We start from the raw sequence: 15,639 nt of genomic DNA, 5'->3' as shown, positions 1-15,639 counted from the left end.
TTATTCCGGTATAGGCCCGAGATATGGAATTTCCCAGCCCTCTTGTGCCCGCAGTGCTTATTCGTCGCTACAAACGTTTTCTGGCAGACTGTCAGTTGGGCGATGGTCGCGAGGTGACTGCCCATTGCGCCAACCCCGGATCCATGATGGGGCTGGCCGAGCCGGGATCGAAGATTTGGCTGGAACCGAACGATGACCCGAAAAAGAAGCTGAAATTTGGGTGGCGGCTGGTTGAGCATGCTGATGGGAATTTCACCGGTGTGGACACCTCGGTCCCCAATCGGGCTTTGCGGGCGGCTTTGGAGGCGCGGGACGTGCCGGGTTTGGGCGACTATCACACCGTCCGGGCCGAGGTGAAATACGGCGAGAAGAGCCGCATTGATTTCCTGCTGGAAGGTGATGGTCTGACCTATGTCGAGGTGAAGTCTGTGACCCTTTCTCGCCAGCCCGGTCTAGCCGAGTTTCCAGACAGCGTAACAGCCCGAGGCACCAAGCATCTGGGTGAGCTTGCAAAGATGGTGGGCGATGGCCACCGGGCCGTGATGCTGTATCTGGTACAGCGCACCGATTGCGACCGGTTCGATTTGGCGCGCGATATTGATCCCACCTATGGGCAGGCCTTCGACGCGGCCCGTTCCTCTGGGGTTGAGGTGATCGTTTTGGGGACGACTATTTCGCCTACCGGTGTAGACGTCGCGGCCCCTCTGGCGTCTTTGGTCTGAACGCCCTATCTAAGGGGCAGAAGAAGGAAACCAAGATGGACGACAAGATGCGCGTAACCAAAGAAGGCATTCGCCTGTACGATTCAGCGGATTTCGCTGGAATGCATGCGGCTGGCAAGCTTGCCGCCGAAATTTTGGACCGCGTAGCCCCGATGATCGCGCCCGGCGTTACCACAGCTGAACTGGATGCCGCGATTGAGGCGATGGTGGACGAAGCCGGCGCTGTATCGGCCACGATTGGATACAAGGGCTACAAACACGCTTCGTGCATCTCGCTCAACCACGTCGTCTGCCATGGCATTCCCGGCTCGAAAACGCCGAAGATGAAGAATGACAAAACGGGTCGTAAGCATGACGAACTGGTCGAGGGCGATATCCTGAACATCGACGTCACCGTCGTTGTCGATGGGTGGTATGGTGACACCAGCCGCATGTACAAGGTTGGCAAAATCAAGTCCTTCGCCGATCGCCTGATCCAAGTGACCCATGACGCATTGATGGAGGGCATTGCAGCTGTGAAGCCAGGCAACACGTTCGGGGACATCGGCCACGCCATCCAGAAATATGCCGAAGCACAGCGCATGTCAGTCGTGCGTGACTTCTGCGGCCACGGTTTGGGTCGTGTATTCCACTCGCCGCCCAACGTTCTGCACTATGGCCGCCCCGGCACCGGTGCCGTTCTGGAGGAGGGCATGTTCTTCACCATAGAACCGATGATTAATCTTGGTCGCCCAGAGACAAAGATCCTGTCAGATGACTGGACCGCGATCACTCGCGACAAATCCCTATCCGCGCAGTTTGAACACTCGGTTGGGGTGACGGCGGATGGATGCGAAATCTTTACCTTGTCGCCCGCCGGAAAGTTCCATCCGACCTGGGACTGACACCAAAGCTTACTTAGGGGAAACTTTTTCAAGTTTCCCCCTAGTCACCAAAATTTCCTTTTAAATTCGCCGTTCAATCAGCCTGATGTTCTTTAGGTCAGGAATTTTGCCATTTACCGTTTGCAAGTGCAGCATTTCGTGCCTAGGTTTTGCCTGCCTAGGCACAAAAGGTGCTTAGGCTTCCGCGACTTCGCGCGCGCGGCTGTCTATTAGAAATACGGAGGGGCCAATGACCAGCTTCCGCACTTTCACCCTGAAATCCACTTTCTCAACCCTGACCGCTGCCGCCGCCTTGGCTGTGGCTGCCAGTGCTGCCGCCGCGCAGGAAGTCACGCTGCGCTTCCAGCATTTCGTATCGCCGCTTTCGGCGAACCCCACATATTTCATGGCCCCGTGGGCCGAGAAGATCGAGAAGGATTCAGGTGGCCGCATCAAGGTCGAGCTTTATCCGGCGATGCAGCTGGGTGGAAAGGCGACCAGCCAGTATGACCTGATCCGCGATGGCGCCATTGATGGTGGCTGGGTGATCCCCGGTTATCAACCTGGCCGTTTCCCGGAAGCGGAAGCGATGGAATTGCCCTTCATGGTGACGAAGTCGGGCGAAGAAGCATCGAAGGCCGCGTGGGTTTATACTCAGAAATACCTGATGGATGACTTCGCTGACGTGAAGGTTATCGCGGCACACATGCACGGCCGTGGGATTGTGCACAAGAAAGGCGCGCCCATTGCCTCGGTCGCGGATTTTGACGGCCTGAAGCTGCGTGGCCCATCGCGCACGGCCACCCGCCTTCTGGACAAGCTGGGGGCGACGCCGATCGGTATGCCTGTTCCGGCTTTCCCCGAGGCGCTGTCGAAAGGTGTTGTCGATGGTGGAGTGATCACGTGGGAAATGTCCCCGTCCCTGAAGCTGGACGAACTGACCGACAGCCACACCGATGTGGCCGGCGAGAAGTCGCTTTATAACCTCTATTTCATCTGGGCGATGAACAAAGACGTCTATGACGGCTTGGCCGATGATCTGAAGGCTGTGATCGACGCGAACTCGGGCTTCCATGCCTCGGGTTGGGCGGGCCGCGCGCATGACACTGGTGACGTGGTCGGGCGTGAGAAGATGGCGGCCAGCGGCAACGCTCTGGCTGAACTATCGGAAGAAGAGACAGCAAAAATTCGCGATCTGGGTGATGACGTCATCGCAGAATGGATCGCGGATATGAATGCGAAGGGTCTGGATGGGGATGCAATGGTGCGCGACGCCCGCGCTGCCGTGTCCGTAACCCGCGCAAAGTAGAGCTGACCAAAAGACAAGCCGCGGCTTAGGGTTTCAATAGCCACGGCTTAACGCGAAAGTCGCAGTAAGCTCTCTGGAACCTCAATTGCCGTGCCATCAGAAAACTCAACAAGATAGATCGCGGATCCGTAGGGAACGCTAAACTCCTGAGCCTGTTTCACTGAGGTAATATGGTGAATACCGCAAATACTTCCCTGATTTTGTGGAAACGTCGGCTTTTTAGTTGTGTTGCCTACGACTTCCACAACGTCACCATATTTGAACTGTGCGATTTCACTCATCTTCAGAGAACTCGCAAATCGTGATCACCGTGTCACCATAACGGCGGCTGTCCAGTTGGGTGATGCATTCGGGTGGGATCACGGGCACGTTGTCTTCCCACACAATCAGTGCACCATCGGCGATCCAACCGCCCTTCAGTGCAGCAGCGAGAGCCTTTTCACCCAGCCCTTTGCCATAGGGCGGGTCCAGAAAGATCAGATCGTGAGGAGTGCCTTCAGGCAGGCGGGTGGCATCTCGTTTCAGGACCGTCGCTTCGTCCGCACACCGGCATTTGGTCACGTTTTCCTTAATTAGCGACAAGGCCTTACGGCCATCATCGACCAAGGTGACATGCTTTGCTCCGCGCGACAGCGCCTCAAGACCCAACGCGCCCGTGCCGGCGAACAGGTCCAGCACTCGGGCGTCTTCGATCGGGTCGCCAAAGCGCCCGCCAGTAAGCATAGAAAACAAGCTTTCGCGCACGCGGTCGGTTGTTGGGCGCAGATGTGCGCCCACATCCCCTTTGCCGATACTGGCCAGCGCCAGACCGCGAAACCGCCCTGCGATGATCCTCATGCCAGTAGGGCCTTCAGCTCGGTTTCCGGATCAGCCACAGCGGCTTTTTCGGGCGACTTTCCGCCTTCAACAAGCCGCTTGCCGACCATATAGGCGCGCGGATCGTTCATCGCGTCCACGGCCAGAAGCGTGTCGCCTTGATAGTACCAAAAGCTGACGCTGCCATCTTTATCGCCGGGCCGAGTGACGATGTTGTCATAGCCGGTGTTCAATCCTGCGATTTGCAGTTTTACGTCATACTGATCCGACCAGAACCACGGTTTGGCCACGTACTCTACGTCTTCACCCAGCATGTTGCGGGCGACGATCTCAGCCTGATCAATGGCATTGGGGACGCTTTCCAGGCGGATGCGTTCGCCACGATAGGGGAAGGACGCGCAATCACCTGCTGCCCAGATCGACGAGTCCGAGGTGCGGCCTTGCGCGTCGGTTTTGATGCCGTTGTCCAGCGCGAGACCTGCGCTTTCGGCAAGCGCGCTGTCGGGGGCAATGCCCACGCCGACTATGGCGAAGTCGATGTCCAGCTTGGTGCCGTCCGACAAGATCGCGCCGCTTACACGCCCCTCTCCGTCCAAGCGATCCAGCCCAACACCTTCGCGAATATCGACACCGTGCGAGGCATGCAATGCGCGGAAATAATCCGAGGTCTCGGGCGCGGCGACCCGTTGCAGGATGCGGTCGGCCATTTCGACCAGAGTGACCTTCAAGCCCTTCTTGGCCGCCACGGCCGCGGCCTCCAGGCCGATATAGCCGCCACCAATGATCAACACGCCGCGACCCTCGGCAAACTCAGGTGCCATACCGTCGACATCGGCCAAGGTGCGGACCACATGTACACCATCCAGATCTCCGCCGATGGCGGCGGGCAGATAACGCGGGGTCGAGCCTGTTGTGATCGCCAGTTGATCATAAGCAATACGTTCGTCGCCAATCACAACCTCTTTCGCAGCCGCATCAATCGCGTCCACGTGGGTGTCTAAGCGCAGCGAAATATTCTGGTCGGTATAGAAATCCTTTGGTCGCAGATAGAGCCGCTCAAGCTCCATATCCCCCAGCAGGTATGCTTTGGAAAGCGGTGGGCGCTGATAGGGAGGCGCGCTTTCTGCACCGATCAGTGTAACGTCCCCGTCAAAGCCAGAATTGCGCAGTTTCGCGACCAACGAGGCCCCAGCCTGTCCGGCCCCGATCACGACGATATGAGACATGTTTTGCTCCGCGTTTGGTTGCGCGTCACGTTATGACAGAAATGGTTGCTTTGGCAACGATCTGCATTTCATGACATCACAAGAAAGTTGGCTGGACAGTGGCGCGTAAGCGCGCGAGTTTCAACTGATTGAAGCAATTACAAGGAACGCGCGAATGACCCTGAAAGTTGGAGATAAGCTTCCCGATGCAAACCTGCTGCGGATGGGTGCAGAAGGCCCGGAATCTGTCAGTCTGTCATCCCTTTTGGATGGGCGTAAAGTTGTGATCTTTGCACTGCCCGGCGCTTATACTGGCACCTGCACCACGGCTCATGTTCCCAGCTATATCCGTACCAAAGCGGCTCTGAATGATGCGGGTGCGGACGATGTGATCTGCATTTCGGTCAACGACCCCTTCGTGATGGGCGCTTGGGCTGACAGCACTGGCGCAGCGGAAGCTGGGCTGAAGTTCCTTGGGGATTCGCAGGCTGAGTTCACGAAGGCCATCGGCATGGATTTCACCGCCCCGCCTGCAGGTTTGATTAACCGCTCGCAACGCTATGGCGCGTATGTCGTGGATGGTGAGGTGAAAATCCTACATGTCGAAGAGAACCCCGGCATGTGCGAGACGTCTGCAGGCGAAGCCATGCTGGACGCTATCAAAGGCTGATCCTTCAGTCGTGTTCCGACACGTCCACGGATTTGAACGGGCCATAGGAGGTTAGGATATCAATGTCCTGCGCCAAGGCTTTCCGTTCGGATTGTAAAAACTGATCAACGGCCTCGCGAAAGCCGGGGTCATTGATCCAATGCAGCGAATGGGTGGTAACGGGCAGGTAGCCACGCGCCAGCTTGTGTTCGCCCTGCGCGCCGGCTTCAACCCGTGTCAGCCTGTGCTGAATGGCATAGTCGATGGCCTGATAATAACACAGTTCGAAATGAAGATAGGGATGGTCTTCGATGCAGCCCCAATACCGGCCGAACAATGTGTCACGCCCAATCACGTTCAATGCGCCTGCAACGGGATGACCGTCACGTTCGGCCAGCACCAGAAGCAGGTCGTCTGCCATTGTGTCATGCAATTGATCAAAGAAAGCGCGAGTCAAATAGGGACGCCCCCATTTTCGCGCGCCAGTATCCTGATAGAAATGCCAGAACGCATCCCAGTGCTGGGGTTGGATCTGGTCGCCGGTCAGAGTGAGGATCTCGCCGCCGAACCCTTGAGCTATACGGCGCTCTTTGCGGATCTGTTTACGTTTGCGGGAACTGAGCGCACCTAGAAACGCATCGAAATCGGCATAGTTGTCGTTTTGCCAGTGATACTGCAGCCCTTCCCGTGTCAGCAGCCCCATGGCGTTGCCCGCTTCGGCTTCGTCCTGAGTGCAAAAGGTAACGTGGGCCGAGCTTATCTGATTGTCGGCTGCGATTTTCACCATGCCTTGCACCAGGGCCGCCTGCCCAATCTGCACACAATCCGGGCGCGTCAGAAATCGACGTCCAGCCACGGGCGAGAATGGAACGGCGGCTTGCAGTTTGGGATAGTAACGTCCACCTGCACGCTCATAAGCATCCGCCCAGCCGTGATCGAACACGTATTCGCCCTGACTGTGTGTTTTAACGTAAAGCGGCATCACCGCGACGATCAGTTCACCTTGATGAACGGTCAGGTGCTGGGGGTGCCATCCGGTGCCTTCACCAACCGAGCCAGAGGTTTCGAGCGCAGACAAGAAGCCATGAGTTGTGAACGGATCAAACGCTCGCCCATCATCGGCACGTTCCGGACAGGCACATGCATCCCAATCCTCGGCGCGGATCGCGTCGATGGATGCATGGGTTCTGATGTCGATCTGGGTTTCGCTCACGATCCTATTCAGGGGCAGCGGGGAGGTCTGGTCAAGCCAGATATCCCTCAAAGGTTACGTTGTTCGCGACCTTTCGGGCTTCGTTTTCAACCTGTGGCGATCGAACCGTCCAACACAGGACCGGCACGCCGCGCTTTTTCAGGCGCGTCACCGCCGGGTTGTCCAAGTCCCGAACATCATGGCTGATGAAGCTTGCGCCAACGCGGTCGTAGTCAGGAATGTCGCGCAAGTAGCGGCGCGTTGCTGCGGGCAGAAGCGGGGTGTCTTCTTGTTTATAGGCTTCGGTTGTCAGGCCAAGCGGCAGGTTGGAATTGTGTTTGCCAAATTCTTTGACCGAGTGGGGGTTGAAAGACATGACGGCCACGTCGCCGTCGTAACCCAAAAGCGCCTCGGCGGTCGCGTTTTCCATCACGCCTTCATGCGGACCCATGGCGCCGTGCTGGTCCTTAAGTTCGACCAAAAGCGGTACGCGACCTGCAACGATGTCCAGAACCTCGGCAAAGCTGGGAATGCCCTCTTCGCCGCCGGTTAGGTTGATTTGTCCCAGCTCGACTGCGCTTCTCTGACGAACGGGACCCGACGCAGCGGTTAGGCGGGCAAGGTCATAGTCGTGGAAAACCATCGCTTGCCCGTCATGAGACATCTGTAGATCAATCTCGATCCCATACCCTGCCTCGACCGCCGCCAGAATGGCCGCGCGCGAGTTTTCTGGCCGACCCGCGTCCAGATCGTGCAAAGCACGATGGGCGATAGGCCGGTCAAAGAAGCTTTGTGGCAAAGGGACGGGGCGGCGTGTCATTTGATCTGGAAGATGCCTTCGATCTCAACGGCGACACCAAAGGGAAGGCTTGCTGCCGAGACGGCTGAGCGCGCGTGACGCCCGGCATCCCCAAGCGCTTCGACCATGAAGTCCGACGCGCCGTTAATCACTTTGGGTTGGTCACCAAATTCTGCGGTTGAGTTTACGAAGCCGACCAGCTTTACAACGCGTTGGAGGCGGTCCAGATCACCGCCACAAGCGGCTTTCACTTGTGCCAGAAGGGCAATCGCACAGCTTCGCGCTGCGTCGGCACCTTCTTCGGCGGTCATGGTGTCGCCCAGCTTTCCGGTCAAAAACGCGCCGTCTTTGGTCGAGATTTGGCCTGATACATGTACAAGATCACCAACCTGCACGTAGGGTACATAGTTTGCAGCTGGTGCGGGGGCGTCAGGCAGTGTGATGCCCAGTTCTGCAAGGCGGGTTTCAAATGCACTCATCGGACGGTCCTTTCTAGATTTCATACCTGATTTTCAGGCGTTGCCCGGACGCTATCTTGCGTCTGGGATTAGGGAAAGATGGAAACCGACATGCTGCAACAATTATCGTCGCTGGGATCAGGTTTCACGGAAGGCCTTGGTGAAGTAATCCCACAGCGGTTCAACAAGATACAGCATCGGGCTGCGATCTGTCGTGCGAATGAAGGCGGAAACAGGCATGCCGGGAATGAGGACTGCACCTTTGGGAAGGCGTTCAATCTCGCCATCTTCCAGTTGCACTTCGGCCTGATAGAATGACTGCCCCGTCCCGTCATCGACAAACGAATCCGCTGACATTCGGGTCACGCGGCCCAGAAGATCCGGGGTTTCGCGGCTGTTGAAGGCTGGGAACTTCAAATACACCGTTTGCCCCACAAATATTTGGTCAATGTGCAACGGATCGACACGCGACATGATCACAAGATCCCGGTCTTGTGGGACGACATACAGAACCGGCTGTGCGGGCTGGATCACGGCTTGTTCCGCGAAGACTTGCAGCCCGTGGATAACGCCCGATACAGGTGCACGGACTTCAAGCCGTTCAAGTTGTTCTAAGGTGCTTCTGCGCTGCTCAGCCAAATCGCGGGTGGAGGCACGGCCGTCCCGCAGCTCGGTAATGGCACGCTCACGCAAATCTGTTTGCAGGGCAATGCTTTGCAGCTCGGTCTCGGTGATCCGCAGCTCTGCTTCGGCCTGCGCGGCGGTCAGCTCCCCTAACCGGCCAAGAATTGCGGCTTCTTCCCGCTTCAACGCCAATACCCGTGACGCCTGCGAAAGGCCTTTGTCCAGAAGCGATTGTTGACTGGCAAGCTCTTCCCGGATCAGAACAAGCTGCTCTTTCAAAGCAGTGATCTGCGCTGCCAATCCATCCAATTGGCGCGAGATTTGGGTTTTGCGTTTGTCCAGCTGCTCCAGCTGTGTTGCCATCCCATCCATGCGCGAGTTGAACAGGCGGGTTTGCCCCTGCATCAGGCTGTCAATTTCGGGGCTTTCCTCAGCCGTTTTGATCAGCTCTTCACTGAATTGCAGTGCGCTTGTGCCATCGCGTTCAGCTTCGAACCTTGCCTGACGGGCGAGAAGCTCAAAATACTGTCCCTCGATAATCGTGAGCTGCGATGCAAGTTGTGCCGCATCAAGCCGTATCAACACGTCTCCGGCTTGCACCGTATCCCCTTCGTCGATCAGGATCTCTGTGACAACGCCACCATCAAGGTGCTGGACGACTTTTCGGTTTTGCTCGATCTGCACCTGACCTTCAGCAATGACCGCGCCGGAAAGCTTGCTGGCCACGGACCAAGTGCCGAAGCCGCCGACCAAGATTAGCAAGGCGATAAAGCCAAGGATCATCGGGCGCCGCGCTGAGAAGTTCTGGGTGGTTTGAACCGGATTATCCTGCATCACTGCGCGCCCCCGTTTGTTTGCGAAGACTGTATCTGCTCTGCGTTGCGAACATGTGCTTGCAGCACCTCATCACGGGGACCAAAACTGCGTGTGACCCCGTCATCAATGATCAAAAGCATCTCGCATTCTTTGATGGCAGCAGGACGATGGGCCATGATCATCACAGCCCCGCCGCGTTCTTTCACGGCGCGGATGGCGGTGTTCAGAGCTTTCGTGCCGTCATTATCAAGGTTTGAGTTCGGTTCATCCAGCACAAGGATCACGGGATCTCCGTATATCGCGCGTGCCAGCCCAACGCGTTGCATTTGGCCGCCGGACAGGGTGTTTCCGCCTGGAGAGATGTGCGTGTCATATCCTTCGGAAAGCGATAGGATCAGGTCATGCGCTCCAGCCATTTGCGCCGCTGCCACGACGGCCGCGGAATCTGGCTGCAAATCAAGGCCTGCGATGTTTTCGGCAATGGTACCTTCGAACATCTGAACGCGTTGAGGCAGGTATCCGATGTAGCGCCCCAATGCCTCGGGCGAGTAGTTGTCAAGCGACGCGCCATCCAAGCGAACGGTTCCCCCATCCGGGGGCACGACCCCTGTCAGAACGCGTGCAAGGGTCGACTTGCCAGCCCCAGATGGTCCAATCACGCCAAGCGCTTCGCCCGGGTTCATGTCAAAACTGACTTGTCGCAAAACCGCGCGGTTCGCGCCACGTGGAATAACGGTCAGCTTGTCGACGCGAAGTTTTGCTGCGGGCCGGGGCAGGGTGGTACGGTCCTGTTCGGGCGGAGTTTCGGCCAAAAGCTCGGCAAGTGCTTGCCAAGCTGATCGCGCGCGCTGCACCAATTGCCATTGATTGACTGCGGCATCGACCGGCGCAAGCGCACGGCCCAGCAAAATTGACCCGGCAATCATGGCACCGGGCGAGATCTCGCCTTTCAAGGCCAGGTATGCGCCGAGCCCAAGCATTGCAGATTGCAGGAACTGGCGGAACGTTTTCGACATGGCCGAAAACTGGCCCAAGCGATCCGATGCGCGCAGGTTTTCAAGAAGCGATACCGCGCGCGATTGGTGCCAGCGTTGGTAGGCGCCGCTGGACATTCCCAATGCGCGCACCATTTCGGATTCCGTGCGCATTTGTTCGGCCAATTGATCCGCGCGAATGGTTGCCACTGTGGCTTGAGTTAGCGGCCCTTTGGTGAAGATCTGGTTCAGCACCGTGATACCGATCAGAAGACCGCCGCCAACGACTGCAAGAATACCAAGCCACGGATGGAAAACGCTGATGGCGAATAGGAAAACAGGCGTCCATGGAATGTCAAAAGCTGCAGTGATCACCGGGCTGGATAGCAGTTTTTGCACTGCTTCCAAATCCTTCAAACCGGCTGTTGTGCCACCCCCGCTAGGTTGGCGCATCACGGCCGAGAACACCCTTTGATCAAGTGCCGCCTGAAACTGTGCCCCAGCCCGCGCAAGGATACGCGCACGTGCATAATCCAAGACGCCCATCATCAGAAACAAGAATGCCATCAATAGCGTAAGGGCAATCAGAGTTGCTTCTGATCGGCTGCCCAGAACCCTGTCATAGAGTTGCAGCATGTAGATTGGTGCGGTCAGCATCAACAAATTCACGAAAACCGAGAAAAGAGCGACACTCCACATCAACCCGCGCAATTTGCGGCGCTGGTCGCGCAGTTCTTCCAACCCTTGTATCAGCTGGTTTTGTTTCATGCTTACCTGCTTGCTCTGCTGGACACTTGCGTGCAACCCCTGCTGTTGCGAACGCTCGGCAGGTTTCTGCTTGCAACTGTCGCCAAATAGTCACATTCAATAGCTGCAGAAGCCTTAACATCTGTGCAACACGACTGCATCTATTATGTGTGGCGCAGATAGGCAAAAAAACACCAGATTCAGCGATTGTTCACGTGACGAAAAGAAATTCGAAAATTGTAGCGGCATTGACCGGTTTGGCCCTTATGGGGCTTAGCGCCTGCGCAACAGCGCCCGCGCCTAGTGGCTATGACGATCCGCATGAAGCAAAAAACCGACGCACGCATGGTGCCAACATCAAGCTCGACCGTGCTTTGGTGTCGCCCGCATCAGATGCGTATGGCACCGTTTTGCCTGAGCCGGTGCGAAACTCTGTCTCGTATTTCTCGGATAATGCATCCTTGCCGGGCGTTGTTGTGAACAACCTGCTTCAAGGCAACGTCGAAGACGCCGTACACAACACTGTGCGTTTTGCGTTCAATTCTACGTTAGGACTTCTTGGTCTTTTCGACGTGGCCACCGATATTGGTTTAGAAGAGCGTGACAGCGACTTTGGTGAAACCCTACATGTTTGGGGTGCGCCGGAAGGTGATTATGTGGTTTTGCCGTTCTTTGGCCCGTCCACGGAACGTGATGGTTTCGGCATTCTGGTCGATTTCGCGCTGAACCCACTAAGCTTGGTTTTGCCGACCGATGTGAAACACCTTCCAAAGGCAGCTTGGGTCCTGTCTAAGTTCGGTGATCGCTATCAGTTCAGCGATACGATTGAAGAGTTCTATGAGAGCGAAGAGGGCTATGACCTCATGCAGCTCTACTATCTGGACTCGCGTCGTTATGAGCTGGGTGTAGAAGTAGAAGATGATGAGCTTGAGGATATTTATGATGCGTATGATGGGTAACGAGACCTCTATGACTCGCCGCGCCTTTGTTGGTGGTCTGGCCGGATTGGGTGTTCTGGCCGCAATGCCAGGGCGCGCAATCGCAGCAATCTCGGCAGCACAGGCAGAGAGCCTGATCAACAAGGTTGTCAAAGACATCAACTCGATCATCAATTCGGGTGCGTCTGAAGCATCGATGATCAAAAAGTTCGAAGGCGTGTTCGCGAAATATGCTGATGTGAACTTTATTGCGTTGTCGGCGTTGGGCCCTGATGGCCGTTCGGCAAGCTCTTCGCAGAAAAGTGCCTTTGTCAAAGCCTTCCGCGCCTACATCGCACGTCGCTATGGCAGCCGTTTCCGCGAGTTCGAGGGTGGACGAATTGACGTTGTCAGCTCGAAGCCAGTGAAAACCCGCTTCGAAGTTCTGACCAAGACCACACTTAAAGGACATTCCCCCTTTGATGTTGTGTTCGTTGTGTCCGCGAAAAACGGAAAATTTATCGACATGCAAGTCGAAGGTATCTCGATTGTGAAATCCGAGCGGAAAGAGATCGGTGCGATGCTTGACCGCCGCAAGGGCGACCTGAACCAACTGATTGCCGATTTGCAAAAAGGCTGATCGCAACCAAATGGAAACAAGAAAGCCCCGGCAGTTTGCCGGGGCTTTCTTGTTTTAGGTTCAAGTGAACTGGATCAGTTGCCCTGACCGAAGATCGACCGTAGCACTCCAATCAACGCATCCTCGACAGCCTCACCGACGGATTGCCCGCCCTGGTTGCCGCCGCCTTTTTGCTGAGCGCCAAATCCCTGCTGATCGTCGGAAGACATCAACCGCCCATCGAACTGAGGGGTCGACCGAGGGCGGATCATGGGCAATGGGGTCGGAACAAGTTGCGACTGGATTTCGACCATCGCTTCACGCCACATCTCGGCCGGAAGCCCGCCACCGGTCACACCCTTCAATGGGGTGTTGTCGTCATAGCCCATCCAGATGCCCATGACGTAGTCTGCGGTGAAGGCAATGAACCAAGCGTCACGCGCGGACTGGCTGGTGCCGGTCTTTCCTGCAATCTCAAGCCCGTCGATCCGCGCACGGGTGCCGGTGCCTTCTTCCACCACTCGGTTCATCATAAAGGTCAACTGTGCGGCTGCCTCGCGCGAGATGACGCGTTCTCCGATCCCGCCTGTCTGGGTCATCAAGGGGTCTCGGTCGCCAACTAGGCGCAGTTCGGTCAGGCCGTATGGTGTGACCGACGACCCGCCGTTCAGGATGCCCGCATAGGCCCCAGTGGTTTCCAGCAGCGTGCCATCGGACGCGCCCAAAGCCAGTGCGGGACCAGCGGCCAGATCACTTTCGATCCCAAACATGGATGCGACCGAGCGCACGGCCTCGCGCCCAACCTCTTCAGAGACTTTTACGGCTGGAATGTTCAGCGACTTGGCAAGTGCTTCGGTGAAGCTGACAGTGCCGTAGTACTTTTTGGTATAGTTCTTAGGGCACCATTCGCCCGATCCCGGGATGTTCAAACAATATGGTTCATCGACGACGAAATCGTCCCACTGATACCCCATGTCCAGCGCTGCGGCATAGACGAACGGCTTGAACGCCGAGCCGGTCTGCCGCTTGGCCTGTGTGGCGCGGTTGAACGCGCCGGTGACGCGGGATTCCCGCCCGCCGACCAAGCCGCGGACCGCACCATCGGCGCTCATCACAACAACGGCGGCTTGTGCTTTCGACCCGGCCGAGACCTTCTCCGCAAAGATCTTCTCGACCGCATTTTCAGCGGCTTTTTGGATGCGCGGATCAAGCGTGGTCTTGATGATGACGTCTTCGGTTGTTTTCCGGGTCAGGAAGGCTGGCAGATCGCCCATGATCCAATCCGCAAAATATCCGCCTGCCTGAGCCTTGGCCGCCTTTGACAAAGTTGCAGGATTGTCTTGGTTCTGTGCCGTCTCCTTGTCTGACAGGTACCCTTGTTCGTTCATCAGGCGCAGCACTGTCGCGGCGCGGTCTTGCGAACGCTTCAAGTTGTTGGTCGGGGCATAACGGGACGGTGCCGTCAGCATGCCCGACAGCATCGCGGCCTGTGCCGGGTTCAGCTCGGATGCCGGGATCGCGAAATAGCGCTGGGCTGCTGCATCGAACCCGAACGAGCCGGCACCCAAATAGGCGCGGTTCATATATATCGTCAGGATCTCATCTTTGGTGAACTTGGTCTCCAGCGCCATCGCATAGACGGCTTCCTTCATCTTGCGCCACAAAGACCCCTGTCGGCAGTCGGCCTCATAGGCTGCTTCGGTCTTCCAAACATCGGGATCATACGGCACGCCAAGGCACAAAAGCTTGGCGACCTGCTGCGTAAGGGTCGAGCCACCGTGACCCGAAAGCGGTCCGCGGCCCTCGCTCATGTTGATTTTCACCGCACTCGCGATCCCGCGTGGGCTAAGACCGAAGTGGCGATAGAACCGTTTGTCTTCGGTCGCGACGACCGCGTTTTTCAGATGCGGGCTGACCGTTTCGGTGGTGATGGTGCGGCCACGCTGATCCCCGCGCCAAGCGTAGACTTCGCCATAGCGATCCAGAATGGTGACCGACCCCTTAGCCCGGCCATCCAGCATCGCATTTAGCTCGGGCATGGTCGATGCGAAGTAGAAAACAGCCACCCCGATGATCAAGGCGACAACCACGGCCCCCTTCCACATCAACCGCCAGAACAGTCGCAGAAGCCACCCGATCACCACAAATGGCCACGCCAAAATTGAACGCGGCTTGCGTGGGCCACCGCCGCCACCGCCTTTGCGTGGTTTCGGAGCTGCTTTGCGCTTTGTTGCGCGCGCAGGCTTTTTTGGCGCTGCCCTTTTTGTCGGGTAACGCTTGTCTGCCACCAAAGTGGGGCGCTTTTGGCCAGATTGGCTCATGATACTCGTCCGGGTCTGCTCGGGGCCTGTCGCTATGACTTAGCGATTCGTTTCAGACAAGTGTAGCCCGAAGCCCGGCGGGGCGCGACTTTTCGCGCTGCCCGCTTTTTCAGCACTGCTCTAGGCATCCGCACCAATTTCTACGCAGGTCAGATTTTCAGGCCCTTTTTCCTGTCCATTTACGTGCAATTTCTGCGCTGCGGCGACTGACTTTCTGCAGGCGCATGGTCAACGAGCCGTGCCGAAGAAGGAAAGGAAAGAACGTGAAACTGATCATAGCAGCGATCAAACCGTTCAAGTTGGAAGACGTACGCGAGGCGCTGACCGCCGTGGGTGTCACCGGCATGATGGTATCTGAGGTAAAGGGGTTTGGCGCCCAATCGGGCCACACCGAGATCTATCGCGGCGCGGAGTACGCCGTGAACTTTTTGCCGAAAATCAAGCTTGAGATCGTCGTGAATGACGACCTTGCCGCCGAGGTGGTCGAGACCATTTCGAAGGCCGCGCACACCGGAAAGATCGGTGACGGCAAGATCTTCACTCTCGACGTTTCGGACGCCATGCGGGTGCGCACCGGCGAAACCGGCGCAGACGCCGTATAAGCGTGA

The 15,639-nt window shown here is 57.0% G+C and carries 16 protein-coding genes; 7 read left to right on the top strand and 9 right to left on the bottom strand.

Features of this window, described 5'->3' with window-relative positions; genetic code table 11:
• The first annotated feature begins 23 nt into the window (after positions 1 to 23).
• From sfsA to MWU55_RS16170, 3 genes are all read left to right on the top strand, one after another.
• Positions 24 to 722: a DNA/RNA nuclease SfsA gene (sfsA, locus tag MWU55_RS16180; protein ID WP_246938044.1), complete on the top strand. Its 699-nt coding sequence runs from the start codon at positions 24 to 26 to the stop codon at positions 720 to 722.
• A 35-nt stretch (positions 723 to 757) separates the two neighbouring features.
• Complete coding sequence (gene map, locus MWU55_RS16175; protein ID WP_246938041.1) at positions 758 to 1,606, top strand: type I methionyl aminopeptidase; 849 nt, start codon at positions 758 to 760, stop codon at positions 1,604 to 1,606.
• A gap of 229 nt (positions 1,607 to 1,835) precedes the next feature.
• Positions 1,836 to 2,894 carry a TRAP transporter substrate-binding protein gene (locus MWU55_RS16170; RefSeq protein ID WP_246938039.1) on the top strand — a complete coding sequence of 353 codons (1,059 nt, stop codon included), beginning with the start codon at positions 1,836 to 1,838 and terminating at the stop codon, positions 2,892 to 2,894.
• A 47-nt stretch (positions 2,895 to 2,941) separates the two neighbouring features.
• On the opposite strand, the gene MWU55_RS16165 is transcribed toward MWU55_RS16170, so the two are convergent.
• The 3 genes from MWU55_RS16165 to MWU55_RS16155 are packed head-to-tail and all read right to left on the bottom strand — an operon-like array spanning position 2,942 to position 4,936.
• The gene (locus MWU55_RS16165; protein ID WP_246938037.1) at positions 2,942 to 3,175 is read right to left on the bottom strand and encodes a hypothetical protein; all 234 of its coding nucleotides are present in this window, start codon (positions 3,173 to 3,175) and stop codon (positions 2,942 to 2,944) included.
• Positions 3,168 to 3,731 (bottom strand): 16S rRNA (guanine(966)-N(2))-methyltransferase RsmD, encoded by a 564-nt coding sequence (gene rsmD, locus MWU55_RS16160; RefSeq protein WP_246938036.1) that lies wholly within the window; start codon positions 3,729 to 3,731, stop codon positions 3,168 to 3,170. Before rsmD ends, MWU55_RS16165 begins: the two co-directional genes overlap by 8 nt.
• A complete protein-coding gene (locus tag MWU55_RS16155; protein ID WP_246938033.1) occupies positions 3,728 to 4,936 on the bottom strand; it encodes an FAD-dependent oxidoreductase in 1,209 nt (402 codons plus the stop codon). Before MWU55_RS16155 ends, rsmD begins: the two co-directional genes overlap by 4 nt.
• 154 nt (positions 4,937 to 5,090) lie before the next feature.
• On the opposite strand from MWU55_RS16155, the gene MWU55_RS16150 reads away from it, so the two are divergent.
• Positions 5,091 to 5,585, top strand: a complete 495-nt coding sequence (locus MWU55_RS16150) for a peroxiredoxin (RefSeq protein WP_246938031.1) — start codon at positions 5,091 to 5,093, stop codon at positions 5,583 to 5,585.
• Between the two features lie 4 nt (positions 5,586 to 5,589).
• Here MWU55_RS16150 and MWU55_RS16145 read toward each other — a convergent pair whose 3' ends face one another.
• The 5 genes from MWU55_RS16145 to MWU55_RS16125 form a co-directional block, all read right to left on the bottom strand.
• On the bottom strand, positions 5,590 to 6,777 hold the full coding sequence (locus MWU55_RS16145; RefSeq protein ID WP_246938029.1) for a GNAT family N-acetyltransferase: 1,188 nt from the start codon (positions 6,775 to 6,777) through the stop codon (positions 5,590 to 5,592).
• A 31-nt stretch (positions 6,778 to 6,808) separates the two neighbouring features.
• The gene (locus MWU55_RS16140) at positions 6,809 to 7,576 is read right to left on the bottom strand and encodes a glycerophosphodiester phosphodiesterase family protein (RefSeq protein ID WP_246938027.1); all 768 of its coding nucleotides are present in this window, start codon (positions 7,574 to 7,576) and stop codon (positions 6,809 to 6,811) included.
• On the bottom strand, positions 7,573 to 8,034 hold the full coding sequence (locus tag MWU55_RS16135; RefSeq protein ID WP_246938025.1) for a RidA family protein: 462 nt from the start codon (positions 8,032 to 8,034) through the stop codon (positions 7,573 to 7,575). Before MWU55_RS16135 ends, MWU55_RS16140 begins: the two co-directional genes overlap by 4 nt.
• Before the next feature lie 117 nt (positions 8,035 to 8,151).
• Positions 8,152 to 9,471, bottom strand: coding sequence for an HlyD family type I secretion periplasmic adaptor subunit (locus MWU55_RS16130; RefSeq protein WP_246938023.1), 1,320 nt, complete (start codon positions 9,469 to 9,471; stop codon positions 8,152 to 8,154).
• Positions 9,471 to 11,195 carry a type I secretion system permease/ATPase gene (locus MWU55_RS16125; RefSeq protein WP_246938021.1) on the bottom strand — a complete coding sequence of 575 codons (1,725 nt, stop codon included), beginning with the start codon at positions 11,193 to 11,195 and terminating at the stop codon, positions 9,471 to 9,473. Before MWU55_RS16125 ends, MWU55_RS16130 begins: the two co-directional genes overlap by 1 nt.
• Positions 11,196 to 11,389: 194 nt before the next feature.
• Between MWU55_RS16125 and MWU55_RS16120 the strand changes: the two genes are divergently transcribed.
• Positions 11,390 to 12,133, top strand: coding sequence for a VacJ family lipoprotein (locus MWU55_RS16120; protein WP_246938019.1), 744 nt, complete (start codon positions 11,390 to 11,392; stop codon positions 12,131 to 12,133).
• A complete protein-coding gene (locus MWU55_RS16115) occupies positions 12,117 to 12,731 on the top strand; it encodes an ABC transporter substrate-binding protein (RefSeq protein WP_246938017.1) in 615 nt (204 codons plus the stop codon). Before MWU55_RS16120 ends, MWU55_RS16115 begins: the two co-directional genes overlap by 17 nt.
• Positions 12,732 to 12,805: 74 nt before the next feature.
• Here the strand turns inward: MWU55_RS16115 and MWU55_RS16110 are convergent, their stop codons facing one another.
• Entirely contained in the window at positions 12,806 to 15,031 is a 2,226-nt protein-coding gene (locus tag MWU55_RS16110; RefSeq protein WP_246938015.1) for a transglycosylase domain-containing protein, read from the bottom strand.
• A gap of 263 nt (positions 15,032 to 15,294) precedes the next feature.
• Between MWU55_RS16110 and MWU55_RS16105 the strand changes: the two genes are divergently transcribed.
• Complete coding sequence (locus MWU55_RS16105) at positions 15,295 to 15,633, top strand: P-II family nitrogen regulator (RefSeq protein WP_246938013.1); 339 nt, start codon at positions 15,295 to 15,297, stop codon at positions 15,631 to 15,633.
• Positions 15,634 to 15,639 lie beyond the last annotated feature (6 nt).

The sequence above is a fragment of the Aliiroseovarius sp. F20344 genome (genome assembly GCF_023016155.1).
Classification (GTDB): domain Bacteria; phylum Pseudomonadota; class Alphaproteobacteria; order Rhodobacterales; family Rhodobacteraceae; genus Aliiroseovarius.
Note: the sequence above shows the minus strand (reverse complement) of the source record. Positions and strands in the feature narration are given on the sequence as shown.